Origin of the sequence: Lentibacillus sp. L22 (assembly GCF_040812445.1) — a bacterium.
In the GTDB taxonomy this organism is placed as follows: domain Bacteria; phylum Bacillota; class Bacilli; order Bacillales; family Amphibacillaceae; genus Lentibacillus_C; species Lentibacillus_C daqui.
The window spans coordinates 44,970-61,911 of the sequence record NZ_JBFNXI010000005.1; the positions used below are offsets into that span (position 1 = coordinate 44,970).

General features: G+C 40.7%; 18 protein-coding genes, 1 tRNA gene and 1 other RNA gene. 5 read left to right on the forward strand and 15 right to left on the reverse strand.

Annotated elements, in window-relative coordinates:
- Positions 1-11: 11 nt before the first annotated feature.
- The 10 genes from tmk to tadA all read right to left on the reverse strand — a co-directional run bounded on the left by tmk (position 12) and on the right by tadA (position 7,187).
- A complete protein-coding gene (gene tmk, locus ABRT01_RS03940; RefSeq protein WP_269410811.1) occupies positions 12-653 on the reverse strand; it encodes a dTMP kinase in 642 nt (213 codons plus the stop codon).
- 12 nt (positions 654-665) lie between these two features.
- Positions 666-2,099: an aminotransferase class I/II-fold pyridoxal phosphate-dependent enzyme gene (locus tag ABRT01_RS03945; RefSeq protein WP_367746367.1), complete on the reverse strand. Its 1,434-nt coding sequence runs from the start codon at positions 2,097-2,099 to the stop codon at positions 666-668.
- Between the two features lie 136 nt (positions 2,100-2,235).
- Positions 2,236-2,427: a sigma factor G inhibitor Gin gene (locus ABRT01_RS03950; RefSeq protein ID WP_269410809.1), complete on the reverse strand. Its 192-nt coding sequence runs from the start codon at positions 2,425-2,427 to the stop codon at positions 2,236-2,238.
- Between the two features lie 156 nt (positions 2,428-2,583).
- Complete coding sequence (locus ABRT01_RS03955; RefSeq protein WP_269410808.1) at positions 2,584-2,850, reverse strand: pro-sigmaK processing inhibitor BofA family protein; 267 nt, start codon at positions 2,848-2,850, stop codon at positions 2,584-2,586.
- 251 nt (positions 2,851-3,101) lie between these two features.
- Positions 3,102-3,317, reverse strand: a complete 216-nt coding sequence (locus ABRT01_RS03960) for a YaaL family protein (protein ID WP_367746368.1) — start codon at positions 3,315-3,317, stop codon at positions 3,102-3,104.
- 195 nt (positions 3,318-3,512) lie between these two features.
- Positions 3,513-4,109, reverse strand: a complete 597-nt coding sequence (gene recR / locus ABRT01_RS03965; protein WP_269410806.1) for a recombination mediator RecR — start codon at positions 4,107-4,109, stop codon at positions 3,513-3,515.
- 11 nt (positions 4,110-4,120) lie between these two features.
- Positions 4,121-4,435 carry a YbaB/EbfC family nucleoid-associated protein gene (locus ABRT01_RS03970; protein WP_269410805.1) on the reverse strand — a complete coding sequence of 105 codons (315 nt, stop codon included), beginning with the start codon at positions 4,433-4,435 and terminating at the stop codon, positions 4,121-4,123.
- Positions 4,436-4,499: 64 nt separating this feature from the next.
- Positions 4,500-6,200, reverse strand: coding sequence for a DNA polymerase III subunit gamma/tau (dnaX, locus tag ABRT01_RS03975; RefSeq protein ID WP_269410804.1), 1,701 nt, complete (start codon positions 6,198-6,200; stop codon positions 4,500-4,502).
- Between the two features lie 184 nt (positions 6,201-6,384).
- Positions 6,385-6,650, reverse strand: an RNA gene (gene ffs / locus ABRT01_RS03980) — signal recognition particle sRNA large type.
- A gap of 72 nt (positions 6,651-6,722) precedes the next feature.
- The gene (gene tadA / locus ABRT01_RS03985; RefSeq protein WP_367746369.1) at positions 6,723-7,187 is read right to left on the reverse strand and encodes a tRNA adenosine(34) deaminase TadA; all 465 of its coding nucleotides are present in this window, start codon (positions 7,185-7,187) and stop codon (positions 6,723-6,725) included.
- Positions 7,188-7,264: 77 nt separating this feature from the next.
- On the opposite strand from tadA, the gene ABRT01_RS03990 reads away from it, so the two are divergent.
- The gene (locus tag ABRT01_RS03990; RefSeq protein WP_367746370.1) at positions 7,265-7,798 is read left to right on the forward strand and encodes a cysteine hydrolase family protein; all 534 of its coding nucleotides are present in this window, start codon (positions 7,265-7,267) and stop codon (positions 7,796-7,798) included.
- A 95-nt stretch (positions 7,799-7,893) separates the two neighbouring features.
- The gene (locus ABRT01_RS03995; RefSeq protein ID WP_367746371.1) at positions 7,894-9,198 is read left to right on the forward strand and encodes a glycoside hydrolase family 18 protein; all 1,305 of its coding nucleotides are present in this window, start codon (positions 7,894-7,896) and stop codon (positions 9,196-9,198) included.
- 91 nt (positions 9,199-9,289) lie between these two features.
- Here ABRT01_RS03995 and ABRT01_RS04000 read toward each other — a convergent pair whose 3' ends face one another.
- Both ABRT01_RS04000 and ABRT01_RS04005 read right to left on the reverse strand, forming a co-directional pair.
- Positions 9,290-9,808, reverse strand: coding sequence for a type 1 glutamine amidotransferase domain-containing protein (locus ABRT01_RS04000; protein WP_269410800.1), 519 nt, complete (start codon positions 9,806-9,808; stop codon positions 9,290-9,292).
- Positions 9,809-9,897: 89 nt separating this feature from the next.
- Complete coding sequence (locus ABRT01_RS04005) at positions 9,898-10,335, reverse strand: Rrf2 family transcriptional regulator (protein ID WP_269410799.1); 438 nt, start codon at positions 10,333-10,335, stop codon at positions 9,898-9,900.
- 202 nt (positions 10,336-10,537) lie between these two features.
- On the opposite strand from ABRT01_RS04005, the gene hmpA reads away from it, so the two are divergent.
- Positions 10,538-11,776, forward strand: coding sequence for an NO-inducible flavohemoprotein (hmpA, locus tag ABRT01_RS04010; protein WP_269410798.1), 1,239 nt, complete (start codon positions 10,538-10,540; stop codon positions 11,774-11,776).
- 341 nt (positions 11,777-12,117) lie between these two features.
- Here the strand turns inward: hmpA and acsA are convergent, their stop codons facing one another.
- Together acsA and ABRT01_RS04020 are read right to left on the reverse strand one after the other, a co-directional pair.
- Entirely contained in the window at positions 12,118-13,833 is a 1,716-nt protein-coding gene (gene acsA, locus ABRT01_RS04015; RefSeq protein WP_367746372.1) for an acetate--CoA ligase, read from the reverse strand.
- Between the two features lie 390 nt (positions 13,834-14,223).
- Positions 14,224-14,296, reverse strand: a tRNA-Arg gene (locus tag ABRT01_RS04020).
- 131 nt (positions 14,297-14,427) lie between these two features.
- On the opposite strand from ABRT01_RS04020, the gene ABRT01_RS04025 reads away from it, so the two are divergent.
- Together ABRT01_RS04025 and ABRT01_RS04030 are read left to right on the forward strand one after the other, a co-directional pair.
- Complete coding sequence (locus tag ABRT01_RS04025; protein ID WP_269410796.1) at positions 14,428-15,090, forward strand: deoxynucleoside kinase; 663 nt, start codon at positions 14,428-14,430, stop codon at positions 15,088-15,090.
- The gene (locus tag ABRT01_RS04030; protein WP_269410795.1) at positions 15,087-15,770 is read left to right on the forward strand and encodes a deoxynucleoside kinase; all 684 of its coding nucleotides are present in this window, start codon (positions 15,087-15,089) and stop codon (positions 15,768-15,770) included. Before ABRT01_RS04025 ends, ABRT01_RS04030 begins: the two co-directional genes overlap by 4 nt.
- A 46-nt stretch (positions 15,771-15,816) precedes the next feature.
- Here ABRT01_RS04030 and proC read toward each other — a convergent pair whose 3' ends face one another.
- Entirely contained in the window at positions 15,817-16,629 is an 813-nt protein-coding gene (gene proC / locus ABRT01_RS04035) for a pyrroline-5-carboxylate reductase (RefSeq protein ID WP_367746373.1), read from the reverse strand.
- Between the last annotated feature and the right edge of the window lie 313 nt (positions 16,630-16,942).

Genomic DNA, 16,942 nt, shown 5'->3' on the forward strand with positions numbered 1-16,942 from the left:
GTTAGCCTCCCCTAAATTATTTTATGTTCCTCTAAAAAGGAAACAACTCTGCTTCGTGCATCCATTTCGACCTGTTCCAAAGGCTGTTCCGCATTAATCGAAACAAACCGTTCCGGAAATTTGTCTCTTAATATATTATATGCCTCGTATACCCGCTCATGGAAGTGAATCTTTTCTAAATCCAGCCGGTTTCTTTCTCTATCTTTATTCGCCGCAATCCGCTGTAAACCCTTCTTCGGGGCAATATCAAAAAATAATGTCAGATCCGGCATGCAGTTCTCAATGGCAAATTGATTAACAGACCATACATCCTCCATATCCAGACCACGTGCATACCCCTGATATGCCAGACTGCTGTCGATAAACCGGTCACATAGTATTATATTCCCTTTTTTTAGTGCTGGTAACACGATTTCGACTAAATGTTGCCGTCGTGCTGCTGCATAGAGCAATGCCTCCGTTCGGCCATCCATTGCAGTGTTTAACGGATCAAGAATGACTTTCCTGATTTTTTCCGCGATCTCAACACCGCCGGGCTCACGGGTAACAACCACGGGTAGCCCTAGTTGTTGCAATTTGTTTCCTAAAGCATGAAGGATAGTTGTTTTGCCTGCACCCTCCACGCCTTCAAAAGTTATAAAAACTCCGCTCACAACGCATCTCCCTTATTCATCCGCAAAGATACAAATACTATTTATAATATCTGGATGTTGAAAAGTCGCACCTTGCTTGATTAAATGTTTGATCTGTTTGATATGTTCCACTGTTACCCGTTCCCCCATCATGATTAGTGGAATGCCAGGGGGATAGGGAGTAATTGCTTCTGCTGCTACCTTATCAACTGCCTGATGAAGGGAAACATGTACGATGTCATGCAAATGCATCTGCTGATAAGGTATTGCCAGCGTGTCCAACTTTTGTGGAAACTGATTTACTACTTCTATTGTAGCATGTTTTTCCACAAATTTTAATTGATCATTCACGTGTTTTATCGCATTATCCAATTGCTCCAGTTCGCCAAAAGGCTGTAGGCCATGAATAAATAACACTTGCGTATTCGTGGCGAGTTCCGGATATATTCCAGATTGTTCAAAATGTCGGGCTACTTGAAATCCAGTGTATCCCTGTTTTATATGTAGTGTTAATTTAAGCGGATCATCAAGTTTTGTTGCCGGAAGCAATTGCCAGGCATTACCCTGACAAAAACACGCTCTCACTTGTTTGACACTGGTCATAACCTTATCTTTATCTTGTTGAGAAAATGTTGCCAAAAAGGACCGGGCTATATCCAACGAGGCCATTAACGGATAAGATGGACTACTGGACTGTAGCATTTGTAAATAATGGGCAACACGATCTTTTGCAACCAGTTTCCCTGTAATATGCAAATAAGCGGTCATCGTCATAGCTGGTGCCATTTTATGCGCTGATTGCACCACCATATCAGCACCGAGTCTTGCCGCTGATGGTGGAAATGGATTACCTAATGAAAAATGGACACCATGTGCTTCATCGACTAAAACCGGTATATCATATGTGTGGGCTAATTGAATCATTTGTTCCATTTTATAGGCTTTCCCAAAATAGTCGGGATATGTTAAGACAATTCCTTTGGCATCGGGATATTTCCGTAGTGCCTGTCTTAGTGTATCCAAACTCGGTTGTGTATAGCGACCTGCTGTCTGATCATATTCCGGTGCAATAAAAACTGGTACGGCACCGCACAATTCCAATCCATTAATGATTGATTTATGACTGTTACGCTGGACAATAATCCTTTCCCCCGCCGAACAAACTGCTAAAATCATTGCCAAATTACCCACAGTACTGCCACCAACAAGGAAAAATGTACGGTCAGCAGCAAAAAACGCTGCAGCTAGCTGTTCCGCTTCGGCGATGATTCCAGTGGGCGCATGCAAATCATCCAAGCCGGTTAATTCAGTCATATCGATAGACAGGATATCTCTAAATGTATTTTTAGCCAATTCAGGGAAAATAGCCCCATTCTTATGGCCGGGAACATGAAAGGAAATAGGATGTTGCTGACTAAAGCGGGTTAATCCTGTATATAACGGTGTATCCTGCTGATTTTGCTTCATCATTTTCTCTTCCTTCATTTGTTGTTTAACTGTACAAAAACTGTTTTCTGAAATATTGCTGTCTTTTAGTAAAACGATGCGAAAACAATCTACATAAAAAAAGCCTTTGCACATTTCAAGCAAAGACTGAGAGCTTTTAGGAATACATGGTTGGTTGATTGATATTTTTTAGTTTTTGTAAATAGTATTGGTATTTTTCTTCTCGTGGTTCGGTATGGATCATGTTATGTTCGCATTCACAACAGATAAACAAATTGTATAAATGAATCCCTTTGTCCTTTTCTTCTTCACATATGCCACAGCGTTCCAACGAAATAGTTTGTTTCAATTTCCCCACCTCCGTTAGTTAGTATCTCCTAATCTAACGAATTTATACATGCAATCTGTGAAACTTTCTTCTAATTATCTATATGTTTCACCGGCCTGTATGTTTACAAAAAATGTGGGGTGAAGTACCTTTTACTTGTACGCAAAAGTTTAATGGTCACGATATAATGAACAACTGAATTGCTGCAAGTGAAGCAACCCCAAATAATCCTAAAAAACCGGATATAATGGTGGTAAATAGATTAATAGGAATATGCAGCCCAAAGCCAGAGCCAAAGACATTAAAGAAAAATAGAAACAGGATGCCAATTCCCAGCTTTACGATACTATGGGCGATAAACCGCATGGGCTTCGCTGGTGCGCCAATGATTAAAAGTATCACAATTAGTGCGACCATAATCGAAATAACTACAGTAGCGTTCAACACCTTCAACTCCTTCTCCTTGTCCCTTTCTATTATTTATGAAAAGGAAGTCGGAAAAAGAACCAAATGTTAAAGGATGTTCAAAAAGTCCGGTAAAAATGACACTTCGAATTTCGTCGTTGGCTTGCTTTTCCGCTCCTCATGTACCTTTTATGTACACTCCGGTGCTCAAAGCTACGCCGCCTAGAACTTCTCAGTCCTTTTTATCCTCCTTTTGAACACGTTCTGCTAGTACGTCTTCTAAATAGTCTTTAGTTATAACGGACTGCACTTATCTTCCGGTGTCGGGCCTCGCGCAACAAATATAAATACTTAGCCTGAGCCAAATTCTCCCTTAAGATGCTGGACTCCATTGGGTCAATACTTCTTTCAATCAATGAACGGATTTGTTTCCATTCTCTCTCCAAAGTGAAAATAGCATCCAACAATTCCTCATCGATATCCTTTTTCTTTATTCTTCTCCCCATCGAATCCCTCCATCACCAGAATTTTGGAACATCTTCTATAAGAGGATGTTCAAAAAGTCCGGTAAAAATGACACTTCGAATTTCGTCGTTGGCTTGCTTTTCCGCTCCTCATGTACCTTTTATGTACACTCCGGTGCTCAAAGCTACGCCGCCTAGAACTTCTCGGTCCTTTTTATCCTCCTTTTTGAACACGCTCTATAAATCCCTTCTGCCTTCCAACGCCTTGGATAACGTAACTTCATCCGCATATTCAAGATCCCCGCCGACCGGCAAGCCATGGGCAATACGGGTCGTTTTTATCCCGGATGGTTTGACAAGACGGGAAATATACATTGCTGTTGCTTCCCCTTCAATGTTTGGATTCGTTGCCAAAATTAATTCCTTTACTTCATCATCCTTTAATCGGTTCAGCAAATCAGGAATATTAATATCTTCTGGACCGATCCCATCCATTGGGGAAATGGCACCATGTAAAACATGATATTTGCCATGGAATTCTTTCATTTTTTCCATTGCAATAACATCTTTTGGATCCTGCACAACGCAAATAATTGATGCATCTCGTGACTCATCCTGACAAATCGCACATGGATCCTGATCGGTTATATGTCCACAAGTAGAACAATGTGTCAGTTGGCGTTTTGCGTTGACAAGTGAATTGGCGAAATCCATGACATCATCATCATTCATATTAATAACAAAAAAAGCCAGACGGACTGCTGTTTTCGGCCCGATCCCTGGCAGTTTTGTAAAGCTATCAATCAATTTGGAAATCGGTTCTGGATAATACATAACGTTGCCCCCTAGAACATACCAGGCATATTTAATCCTTTCGTGAATTGCCCCATTGTTTCATTGGTCTTATCATCGATTTGTTTAATGACATCGTTTGTGGCGGCTAAAATCATATCCTGCAGCATTTCCACGTCATCGGGATCAACCGCTTCTTCCTTAATTTCCACATCGGTAATTTCCTTTTTTCCATTTGCTTTTACGGTTACCATCCCGCCACCACTGGTTGCTTCAAAATTCATTTCATACAGTTCATCCTGTGCAGCCATCATCTTTTTTTGCATTTTCTGCATTTGTTTCATCATATTACCCATGTTACCTTTCATAAACAATTCCTCCTTCAATTTCTGTTTCAAAAATATGTCTTCTCCATATATCTCACTTGTTTAACTAATCCTTAATCTCCAACAAATCATCACCAACCAATTTTCTTGCCTCCTCCACTAACAGATCAGCTTTTTCTTCTTGTATCTGATTGGATGGTTGCTGTTCTTGTCTTTGTATATATTCACGGCGTAACTCCTGCCAGTTTTTGTCCGGAATTGGGATAATGGTCAGCCGCTTACCAAGGGCTTTTTCCAATACTTCCTCGCTCATCTGGCGGTGATCAAGAAACAGGGAACAGTGAATTTCATATTTAAACGCAACCACAAGCGCCTGACTTGATGCCGCTGCCGGCTTACTGTCCTGTATTGTCGCATGTGCTGGTGCATTGGTTGCCTTCAAATTGCCCAAAAATGAAGCCCATTCGGATTTCACTTGGTTAAGCGCCTGTTTTTCCGCCTCTTGCAAAACATGACGGATCTTTTCATAAGGTACCTTATAGCTGCTTTTAGATGATGATCTGGGCTGTGTGCGTCTTGGTTCTGGCTGTGAAGGTTGGTTTACCGGCTCGACAGGTTGCTCTTTTAGGGTTTTTAATTCTCTTTCCAGCTGTTCCAACCGATTGGTGAGGTTGCCAACAACATCAGTATCAGCAGTTGTAAGCTCCTCTTTTTGGTGATTGTTGTGATTGACAATAGTTAAGATCGTTATTTCAATAAATACTTTCGGACTGTTCGACCATTTCATTTCCTGCTGGCACTGATTGAGTTGAATGATTGCTTCCTGAATCCAGCTTGCAGGTACCTGATCAGCCAATTGTTTGAAATTATCATCAATCATTGCTCGTTCTAAAATATTTTCTATTGATGGTGCACTTTGATAAAGCAATAAATCCCGCATAAAATAAATCAGATCAAAAACAAACCTTCCCGGATCTTTACCATGCTGAATTAATTTATCCAATAGTGTTAACGCCTGCTGTACCTCCTGATTGTACATGGCTCTTACAATGTCTGTCAGAATTTGCTGTGAAACCCCGCCAGTGACAGCCAATACATCGGACAATTCCACACGGTTTTCTTCACTGTACGAAATGGCCTGATCCAAGATACTTAAAGCATCACGCATTCCGCCCTCAGCAGCAAGTGCTACCGTATCAAGTGCTTCTTTGGTAACAGAGACATTCTCCTTTTCCATAATGTTCTTCATACGTTCAGCAATTGTTTGATTGGAAATCGGTTTAAAATCAAAACGCTGGCACCTGGAAATAATGGTTAATGGGATCTTATGCGGCTCGGTTGTTGCCAGGATGAATACCACATGCTTTGGTGGCTCCTCCAAAGTTTTTAATAACGCATTAAATGCATTTACGGATATCATGTGTACTTCATCAATAATATAAACTTTATATGGAACAGCACTTGATGCATATTTTACCTTATCTCGAATTTCCCGAATATCTTCAACACTTGTATTCGATGCTGCGTCCATCTCAATAATATCGGATATGGAGCCGTCCTGGATACCACGACAGGCCGCACATTCATTACACGGCTCTTTAACCGGTGCATGTTCACAATTAATGGCCTTGGCAAAAATTTTGGCTGCACTTGTCTTTCCTGTTCCACGCGGGCCGGAAAACAAATAGGCATGCGAAAACTTTTGCTGCACAATCGCATTCTGTAATGTTCTTGTAATATGTTCCTGTCCGACAACATCAGCAAACGTTTTCGGGCGCCAAACACGATATAATGCTTGATAACTCATAATGAATGTGCTCCTTTTTAAACTCACTCTAATTATACCTGATTTCAGGGGTGAATGTGAACCATTTACATCGAGATGGCCAGACTTATTGTTATTCATTTTACTGCTAAAAACATGATTTAGATACATAAAAACGCTGTATCAACCATCACTGATAGTCAATACAGCGTTATAGATATGTATACCGTGCACCCAACTTCGATGAAATATCCCTAAGCGTTACTTAAGTTCATGGCTCGGCCTAGGCTTCCCCGCGGCACACAGAGGAATCCACTTACTGCTGCTTCCTTCCGGACCTGACAGGGTTCATGGGTCTCTGTTGCGCGGGACCTCGGCGTCAACACCAATCCCTTAAGGCAGACCTTAAAGATATTCCACCTCGGATGGGGATTCGGCCTCGCTATAGCGGATTGCGAGTACAGGGCACCGCTACCTCCCCACTTAGCACGGCATTTCTTATTATAACGACTTTTTACGATGAATGCAACGGAAATCAATGATAAACAAGTGAATTTCATCCAACTAATGTTCTTTCTTTTTTTGCCGCAGTAATCGGAAGAAATTAGATAAGAGCTGTCCACATTCTTCTTTTAATACGCCTGATATAACCTCCGCCTGATGGTTAAACCGGGGCTCACCCAATAAATTCATTAAAGTTCCGGCACATCCTGCTTTTGGATCAGATGCCCCATAAACAACACGAGGGATTCGTGACTGGACGATCGCACCTGCACACATCGGACAAGGTTCCAGGGTGACGTACAAGATACAATCCTCCAATCGCCAGCTGCCAATTTTTTCATTGGCCTGTTTAATGGCAATCAGTTCTGCATGCGACAACGTGGATTGTGATGTTTCCCGGACATTAAACCCGCTTGCAATCACTTCACCTTTGCATAGAATCACAGCACCAATCGGAACCTCTCCTTGTTCTTCAGCTAATCGTGCTTGTTCAATCGCTGCATACATGTATTGTTCGTCATCCATTATCAACACCTGCTTTTACAAAGAAGTTTGAAATCTGTTCATTGGGTTAAAAATAAAAGAAGGAAAGGAGTATTTCCATGAACATCTCGCTAAAAAACAGCGCCGTATTACTTATCGATTTTATCAATGATTTTAATTTTGAACGAGGTGAGCGCCTGCTTAAACATACGAAGGAAATCCTGCCAAATGTCAAACGTTTAAAAGCATTCGCCAAAGAAAATAATCTGCCTGTTATTTATATTAATGACCATTATAATCTATGGCAAGCGGATTTTCATAAAATAATTGACAATTGTACAAATGACTGGAGCCAGGAAGTGATTAAAGCAATCAAACCAGATGAAGATGACTACTTTTTTATTAAACCAAAACACTCAGCCTTTTTTCAGACACCATTGCACACATTATTAAATCAGTTAAAGAAAACACATCTGATTATGTCCGGAATTGCCGGTGATATTTGTATCCTGTTCTCTGCCAAAGATGCCCATATGTACGATTATTCCTTGCATATTCCGGAAAATTGCATGGCGTCCAATGAAAAGCAAGGGAATGAATATGCCCTGTATTTAATGCGTACCGTGATGAATGCAAATACAGAACCAATTTAAGAAACATAGAGGCGGGTCACTCCACATATGATGTAAGCAGGGAAAAATAATTACCTGCACCAGAAAAAACTTCATATGAAAGGAGGGGCCTTTTCATGCAGATATATGTAGTCAAACAAGGGGATAATCTCAATCAAATTGCCTCCACATACGGCACTACTGCAACTGCTCTCATTGACGCAAATGAACTCGAGGCACCAGCCAACCTTGTTGTCGGTCAAACAATGGTCATCCCAATCATTGGAGAATTTTATTTTGTTCAATCCGGTGATACGCTTTATTCAATTGGTCAAAAATTTGGCATATCGTACCAGCAACTAGCCCAAATCAATCAATTTCCGGTTAATAATCCCCTGCCAATTGGATTACGCTTATATATCCCACCGAGGCCAAAGCGGGAAATCACCGCAAATGCCTATATTGAACCATATGGAAATACTGTTTCACAAGGTTTAATCAACGCCGCGTCTAGCAATACGCCATACTTAACCTATCTCGCACCATTCAGTTATACCATTAATAATGACGGTACACTTAATCCGCCGCCATTAGATAATCTCAGGCAAATAGCCACTAATAATAATGCATCTCTCATGCTTGCTGTGTCAAATCTGCAAGAAGGTCAGTTCAGCACGGAATTAGGCAGAACCATCGTTACCGACCAGACTGTACAAAATACTTTATTGGACAATATTATTACAACTGCTAATAATGGTGGATATCATGATGTCCATTTTGATCTGGAATTTTTGCCACCAGAAAACAGAGAAGACTATAATGCCTTTTTGCAAAAAGCAAGAGATCGACTGCATGCCAATGGATTGTTATTATCGACCGCCCTGGCACCAAAGACAAGCGCAACACAACAAGGAACACTATATGAAGCACATGATTATGCAGCACATGGCCAGATTGCCGATATGGTTGTGTTAATGACATATGAATGGGGTTACAGCTACGGGCCGCCTATGGCTGTATCACCAATCGATGAGGTAAGAAAAGTGGTTAATTTCGCAATAAGTGTGATGCCAGCAAACAAAATTCTACTCGGCCAGAATTTGTATGGATATGATTGGACATTACCATTCGAACAAGGAGGCGAGGCAGCAAAAGCTGTTAGTCCGCAACAAGCCATTACCATTGCCCGTGAACATCAGGTAGCTATTGAATACGACCAACAAGCACAAGCACCTTTTTATAATTACACGGATGGCCAGGGTAATCGTCATGAGGTTTGGTTTGAAGATGCCCGTTCGATTCAAGCAAAATTCGACCTGATCAAAGAATTGGGTCTGCTTGGTATCAGTTACTGGAAACTTGGATTGAGCTTTCCCCAAAACTGGCTTTTACTTGGAGATAACTTCACGATAAGAAAGATCCAGTCACCTACAAGTGCATAATTGCGGTGGAGCGCAGGAACCCATCCTGCGCTCCACCACTTTTTCCCACGGAATAAAATAGTGGGACAAGGGAATCCCTTGTCCCACCGCTTTATTGTTCCAAGATTTTTAATGCTTCTCGGTTAAATGATGGAATGTCATTCGGATCACGGCTTGTTACCAATTGATTGCAACATACCACAACATCCTGGTTTTTAACTGTTGCACCGGCATATTCCATATCTACCTGAATGGATTTATATCCAGTAGCACTACGACCTTCCAGTGACTTCGCTGTAATTAATAATTGTGGACCGTGACAAATGGCGAATACCGGTTTTTTTGCGTCCATGAAATGCTTGGCAAATGTCACAAACCGATCATCCGCACGTAATTGGTCTGGTGAAAATCCACCAGGGATAAAGAGTGCATCATAATCGTCCGGATTTACATTGTCAATTCCTTCATCAATCGTAACGGTCGCTTCGTTATTCTTACCAGTAACCTTATTGCCCTTTTCCTTTTCGATTGTCACGACTTCATGTCCAGCATCTTTAAACGCTTTTGCTGGATCAGTATATTCAACGTCCTCAAACATATCGGTAAGAACTGTAGCTATTTTTTTACCCATGATTATCTACTCCTTTAACAAATAGTTCACTTTAGCTTTTCCCGCTCTATACAAAATAAAACATAGAAAAGCGCCCGAGCTAGACATGTCTAGTCCAGACCCATCAATTGACGTAATTCTGCATCGTTTGTCAGTAAATCTTTAATCGTATAGCCATCAAGCACACGAAAAAAGGCTTGTAATGCTTCATGTAAGGCATGTTTTAACTTACAGGCTGGCGAAATTACACAATAGTTGCTTGCTTTATCAAAGCATTCCAATAGGACAAAGTCATTTTCCAACTGGCGCACCACCATACCAACATTAATTTCCTCAGGATCTTTGGCCAGACGAATACCACCATAACGTCCACGGACCGTCTCCAACAGGCCAAGATTATTCAATTGCACAACAATCTTACGCAAATGATCCTGGGAAATCGCAAACGTCTCTGAAATTTCTTTGATACTGGCTAGTTCCCCATCACGCTTTGCCCCAGTAAATATGAGCACACGCAAAGCATAATCGGTATATTTTTTTAGGTTCATCGTTCTGCTCCTTGTTATTTTATTCACAAAACTGTAACAGTAAATCCCGTTCACCCTATTGAAACAGATTATATAGTTATATACAATAAAGATGTATTCAAAATACATGTTTAAAATCCTAAAACAAACGGCGCCTGGTTAGGGGCGTCAAAGCTGGAAGTGAGTAATTCCAGTAATCATTAAATCAAAGGAGTGCTTTGCTTTGACACAAGCTACAACAGGGTTAGATAAGGAATCTATGGATATTGTAAAAGCTACTGTACCAATTTTGCAAGAACAAGGGGATGTCATTACCTCACGATTCTATCAACGCATGTTTGAAAATCATCCCGAACTAAAAAATATTTTCAACCAGACCAATCAGCGAAAAGGAGATCAATCAAAAGCACTGGCTGGTACAGTATTGGCTGCGGCTGCCAACATTGATAATCTTGAGGCAATCCTGCCAAAGGTTAAGCAAGTGGCCCAAAAGCATCGCAGCTTAAATATCAGACCGGAGCAATATCCAATCGTTGGGGAAAATCTATTACTAGCAATGAAAGAAGTGTTGGGGGACACGGCTAGTGATGATGTTATCAACGCCTGGAAAAAAGCATATAACGTAATTGCCAGCGTATTTATTGAGACTGAACGCAAAATGTATGAAGAAACAAAAAACAAAGTCGGTGGCTGGTTAGGCTTTCGTTCATTCAAAGTAGTGGATAAAGTAGTGGAAAGCGATGTGATCACATCGTTCTATCTTGAACCAGCGGATGGAAATCCATTCCCAAGTTACCAGCCTGGACAATATGTAACAGTTAAGGCTGAAATTGAAGGGGAACCATATACCCACTTACGCCAATACAGTTTATCCTGTGCACCTGATGAAGGGGTATACCGGATCAGTGTCAAACGGGAAGATGCTCAAGGGGATCTTCCAGCCGGTATTGTCTCTAACTATCTGCACAATCAGGTTGAAATAGGCAGCACGATACCAATTAGTGCACCATCAGGAGACTTTGTCCTGGATCAAGAAGATACACGTCCATTGGTATTAATTGCTGGAGGAGTTGGCTTAACACCACTGATGAGTATGTTGGAAACAACGCTGAAACAACAGCCTGAGCGAGAAGTTTATTATCTGCAAGCAGCTCAAAACGGAAATGTCCATGCCATGAAAGATCGTATTCAGGAGTTGTCAGAGAAACACAACCAACTGCATGCCTATACAGTATATGACAGCCCTGTAGCTGAAGATGATGGTTATTATGATAAACAGGGCCACATTGATTATGAATGGTTATCCTCAGTCGTGCCAACGAATAATGCATCCTTTTATTTCTGTGGACCTAAAGGATTTATGCGCGCTATGTATCAGGTATTGAAAAAACACCAGGTAGCTGATCAAGATATTCATTTTGAAATCTTTGGACCTGCAGATGATATAACAGCAACCGCCTGAGAAATGGAGAAAGATGTCCGGTGTTAAGCCGGGCATCTATTTTTTGTTTAAAACCCAGGTTCTATTTTGCTCATGCTAGAATAATGAAAAGCTAGACATTCAACTATATTTCCCTAAAATAAAAAACGACATTTCCCGGGAAATAATTACAAAATCATTGCCGATATGATTTTATTCATCTTTAGTTTCTTTGCAAATTATTAAGTCTTGAAAACAATCCTTAAGGTCGATCACCTTATTTACCACTATTAAAACAATACATCGAAATCACCCAAAAAACCTCCAATTTGATAACAGATCAAATTGGAGATTTTTTTGATGTCTTGCTCTACCTTGTCATTTTACTCCTCAAGGGTTGATGTATCCCCTGTAGGTAGCCCTAGTTCCCACGATTTCAGCAGACGGCGCATAATTTTACCGCTGCGTGTTTTTGGAATCGTATCTTTCACTTCCAATTCACGGGGGGCTGCATGGGCGCTTAATCCTGTCTTGATAAACTGGCGAATTTCCTCTAATAATTCTGGTGAATCCTGATAACCTTCATTCAAGGTGATAAATGCTTTAATGATCTCCCCGCGTTCAGGATCCGGCTTACCAATGACACCTGCTTCGGCAACAGCAGGATGTTCGAGTAGTTTGCTTTCCACTTCAAATGGCCCGACGCGTTCACCGGATGTGTTAATCACATCATCAAGCCTGCCTTGGAACCAGAAGTAACCATCTTCATCCCGAAACGCACTATCACCGGATACATACCAGCCATTTATAAAATAGCTCTTAAATTTTTCTGGGCGTTTCCAAATTTTCCGCATCATCGATGGCCAGCCTTGTTTAATGGCAAGATTCCCCATTTGATTTGGTGGTAATTCATTACCTTCATTATCAACAATGGATGCCTCAATCCCAGGAATCGGTTTACCCATGGAACCAGGACGGATTTCCAACGCCGGAATGTTGCAAATCATCTGGGCACCTGTCTCGGTCATCCACCATGTATCATGAATGCGTAAATCAAAGGCTTTTAATCCCCATGTAATGACTTCCGGATTGAGTGGCTCCCCAACACTAAGTATATGCCTTAATGAAGACAAATCATATTTCTTCACAACATCCTCACCAGCACTAACCAATTTCCGTAGAGCAGTTGGTGCCGTATACCAAACCGTAACCTTAAATTTATCCAAAGTACCATACCAGTCGTCTGGTGTAAAGCGCCCGCCACGAATGACATTGGTTACCCCTTTTAGCCAGGGAGCAAATATACCATAACTTGTTCCGGTTACCCAGCCTGGATCGGCAGTACACCAATAAACGTCATCGTCTTTCAAATCCAACACCCATTCAGCAGTAGCATAATGTTGAATCATGGCATTGTGGACATGATAGACACCTTTTGGTTTTCCAGTAGATCCGGATGTATAATGGATCACCATGCCATCTTCCAAATCAACCCATTCTATCGCAAAATCGCTGGATGCCTGCTTCATTTCACTTGCATAATCAATGTATTTATCTGACGTTTCGTTATGTTCCCCAACAAGGACAATCTTTTTCAAATCAGGTAGATCATCTTGTGGCACACGTTCAAGCAGTTCTGGTGCGGTAATCAACACACTTGCTTCACTATCCTGCAACCTGTCGCGAACTGCCTGCTCCATAAACGCTTCAAACAATGGGCCGGCAATCGCACCTGTTTTTAAAATGCCAAAGAATGAGACATAAAACTCTGGACTTCTTGGTAAAAATAAGAAAACCCGATCTCCTTTATTGACACCATATTTCTTCAAGACATTGGCAAATTGATTACTTTGCTCACTGATTTGGGCAAAGGTCATTCTTTCTTCCCGGTCTGGTGAGGAATATAATAGAGCAACCTGATCTTTTTTGTTTGGATTTTCAGCATGTCGGTCAATTGCTTCATAGGCAATATTTACCTTGCCTGTTTTATTCCAGCTGAAGTTCTTTTTCATATCATCCCAGGAAAAGTTCTCCCGTAATTTTTCATAGTTTTGCAGATTATGATTCCCTTCCTGTGCAGGGATCCGTTGCATATCCATCCTATCACCCCATCTGTAAATTTGAAATCGGTTACAAATATTGTTTTACTAAACTTACTAATAAATGGCAACAAATATGTTATTGATTTATTTGAACATTTTGCTAACCACTTTCTATTTTAGAACACTTTGTGACAATTTTAAAGTAATATGATTAAAATTTGTCAATTAATACTTTCAGAATCAGTAGTAAGCCTTTCTACTATTGATTTTTCTTTTGCGGTAATTAGTCGACAAAAAAGTACATCTGCTTTCATCAACTTGTCAAATACAGACAAGAAAACATTGGAAGATGTACTTCAGTTCATTACATATTCAGGTTGTAAACCATGGATCATCAGTTGGGCAACTGTTAAGCAAAAGTCTTGCAACCATTGACACAGGTTATGACGCCCCCGGCAGGATTCGAACCTGCGACGCATAGTTTAGGAAACTAACGCTCTATCCCCTGAGCTACGGGGGCTTATTAATCGACAATGTACATTATACAAAAAATAATACGAAATGAAAAGTAATACAATCAATCTCACTACATGGAACCATTCGTTTTTGTATGATAAAATAGACCATATTCATTTTATTGGAGGGAAAGGAATGGCAAAGGTTCCGTTCATTGCTGTTGAAGGGCCGATTGGTATTGGAAAGACATCTTTGGCAAAAAAGCTTTCCGTCCATTTTAATTTCCATTTACTACAAGAAATCGTGGAAGAAAATCCGTTTCTTGGCAAATTTTATAAAGATATCGAGACATGGAGTTTTCAAACTGAAATGTTCTTTTTATGCAATCGATTCAAGCAACTGGAAGACATTCAACGTCAATACCTAGCACAAAAAAAAGCAGTTATTGCTGATTATCACATATCCAAGAGCATGATTTTCGCCAAACGTACATTGCAACAGGATAAATATAATAAATACGAGCAAGTTTATCATATTTTAACGGATGATATGCCCGTTCCGAATATGATGATTTATTTACATGCCAGTCTTGATACCATACAGGATCGTATCCATTCACGCGGGAGGAAGATTGAGCAGCATATAAAACCGTCCTATTTGGCTCAACTTACACAGGATTATGAAGCGTATATGAATCAATTTGAAGTGCTTCATCCAGATATTCCGGTCATTCGTATCGATGGCGATAAACTGGATTTCGTAAAACGGCAGAACGATTTAAACGATATTATCGAACGAGTCGAACATCAGCTACAATCTAATCAAGCAATACCAATCAGAGGAGAAAATCAACCATGAATTTACGTGAAAAATATCAGATCCCCAATGACAGCATCATTACCGTTGCAGGCACTGTCGGGGTAGGCAAATCAACTATGACCACCGCCCTTGCTAATGCCCTTCGTTTCAAAACATCCTTCGAGAAAGTAGACACCAATCCTTATTTGGAAGACTTTTATGCAGATTTCGCACGCTGGAGTTTCCATCTGCAAATTTACTTTTTGGCTGAACGGTTTAAAGAGCAAAAACGCATTTTTGAATACGGCGGTGGTTTTATTCAGGACCGCTCCATTTACGAAGATACGGGCATTTTTGCCAAGATGCATTACGACAATGGCACCATGTCAAAAACGGATTATGAAACTTATACCAATTTGTTTGAAGCTATGGTTATGACGCCATATTTTCCACATCCGGATTTATTAATTTATCTGGAAGGCTCACTGGACCATATTTTGGAACGAATCCGTTTGCGCGGGCGGGAAATGGAGAAGAACACCCCTGTTTCGTACTGGAAGGAAATGTATGAGCGCTATGATAACTGGATCAATAATTTCAATGCCTGTCCGATATTACGCATAAATATATCTGATTACGATCTATGCAATGAGGAAAATTCTATTGAACCGATTTTGGAAAAGATTGGACAATTTATTCAACAATCACGACGATGGAAATCAAGACAGTTAATTAAGTAACAAAAAGCGAGATAATAGCACAACTATATCTCGCTTTTTTTCGTTTTTAATGGTCTCCCAGTTCAACTGAACGCTTCCGAGCACTATCCACACATTTTATAATTAGTTGCTGGAAGTCATTTTCCTCCAATGTTTCAATGGCTGCTTGTGTGGTTCCCCCAGGACTGGTGATTTTTTCACGCAACATGCTTGCCGACTCACCGGATTTTTTAAGCATCTCTCCCGCACCAATAATCGTTTGCGTAATTAAATCATTCGCCACTGTATGGTCGAGTCCTGCCTGTGCTGCTGCTTTTTCCATGGATTCCACCAAGTAATAAAAATATGCGGGGCCACTCCCAGAGATACCTGTGACCGCGTGCATATCCCTTTCCTCGACAATGACGGTCGTGCCAATGGTCTTAAATAAAGAATCGGCCAAATCTAAATCCGTTTTTCGTGCATGAACACCTGCTGTGATTGCTGTTGCAGACAAACCAATGGAAGCAGATGTATTCGGCATGACCCGAACAACCGGTACCTTAGACCCTAACCGTTCGGAAATAAATCCAGTGTCTATTCCAGCAACGACCGATATTACAAGTTGTGTCGGCTTAATATATGTTTTCACTTGATCAATCGCTTCACCAATGTCATGCGGCTTGGTAGCCAGAATAATGAGTTCCGCCCCATCAATCGCATATTTCTTATCAGCCGTTACCTGAATGTCATACATATTTTGCAGCTTGGTTAACCGCTCCTCGCTATTTTTATTTGTCACAACGATTTGACTACCCGTTAAAAATCGCTTATTCAATATCCCGATGATGATCGACTCGGCCATCGATCCTGCACCAATAAAACAAATCTTTTCCACCATGCTCAACCACCCTTTATGATTTTCATATAAAAAGACCCCATTTTAGCCCTTTGAAAAGGACGAAAATGAGGTCTCGAATTTCCGCGGTACCACCTAATTTGGCATTTATATTCATGCCCAGCTCAATCGATAACGCATTTATCTGCGGTTAGATATTGATCTAACAACTCCCAGGTAGGTTCACAATCATAGTATCCGATGGAATCTTGCAGCCGATGAATTCCACTCTCTTTCGGGCTAAAGATTGGTACTGGCCTGTTCTTTGCCTTTATCATATACGATATGTTTTATGTACTATAAGCTGAAAATGGAA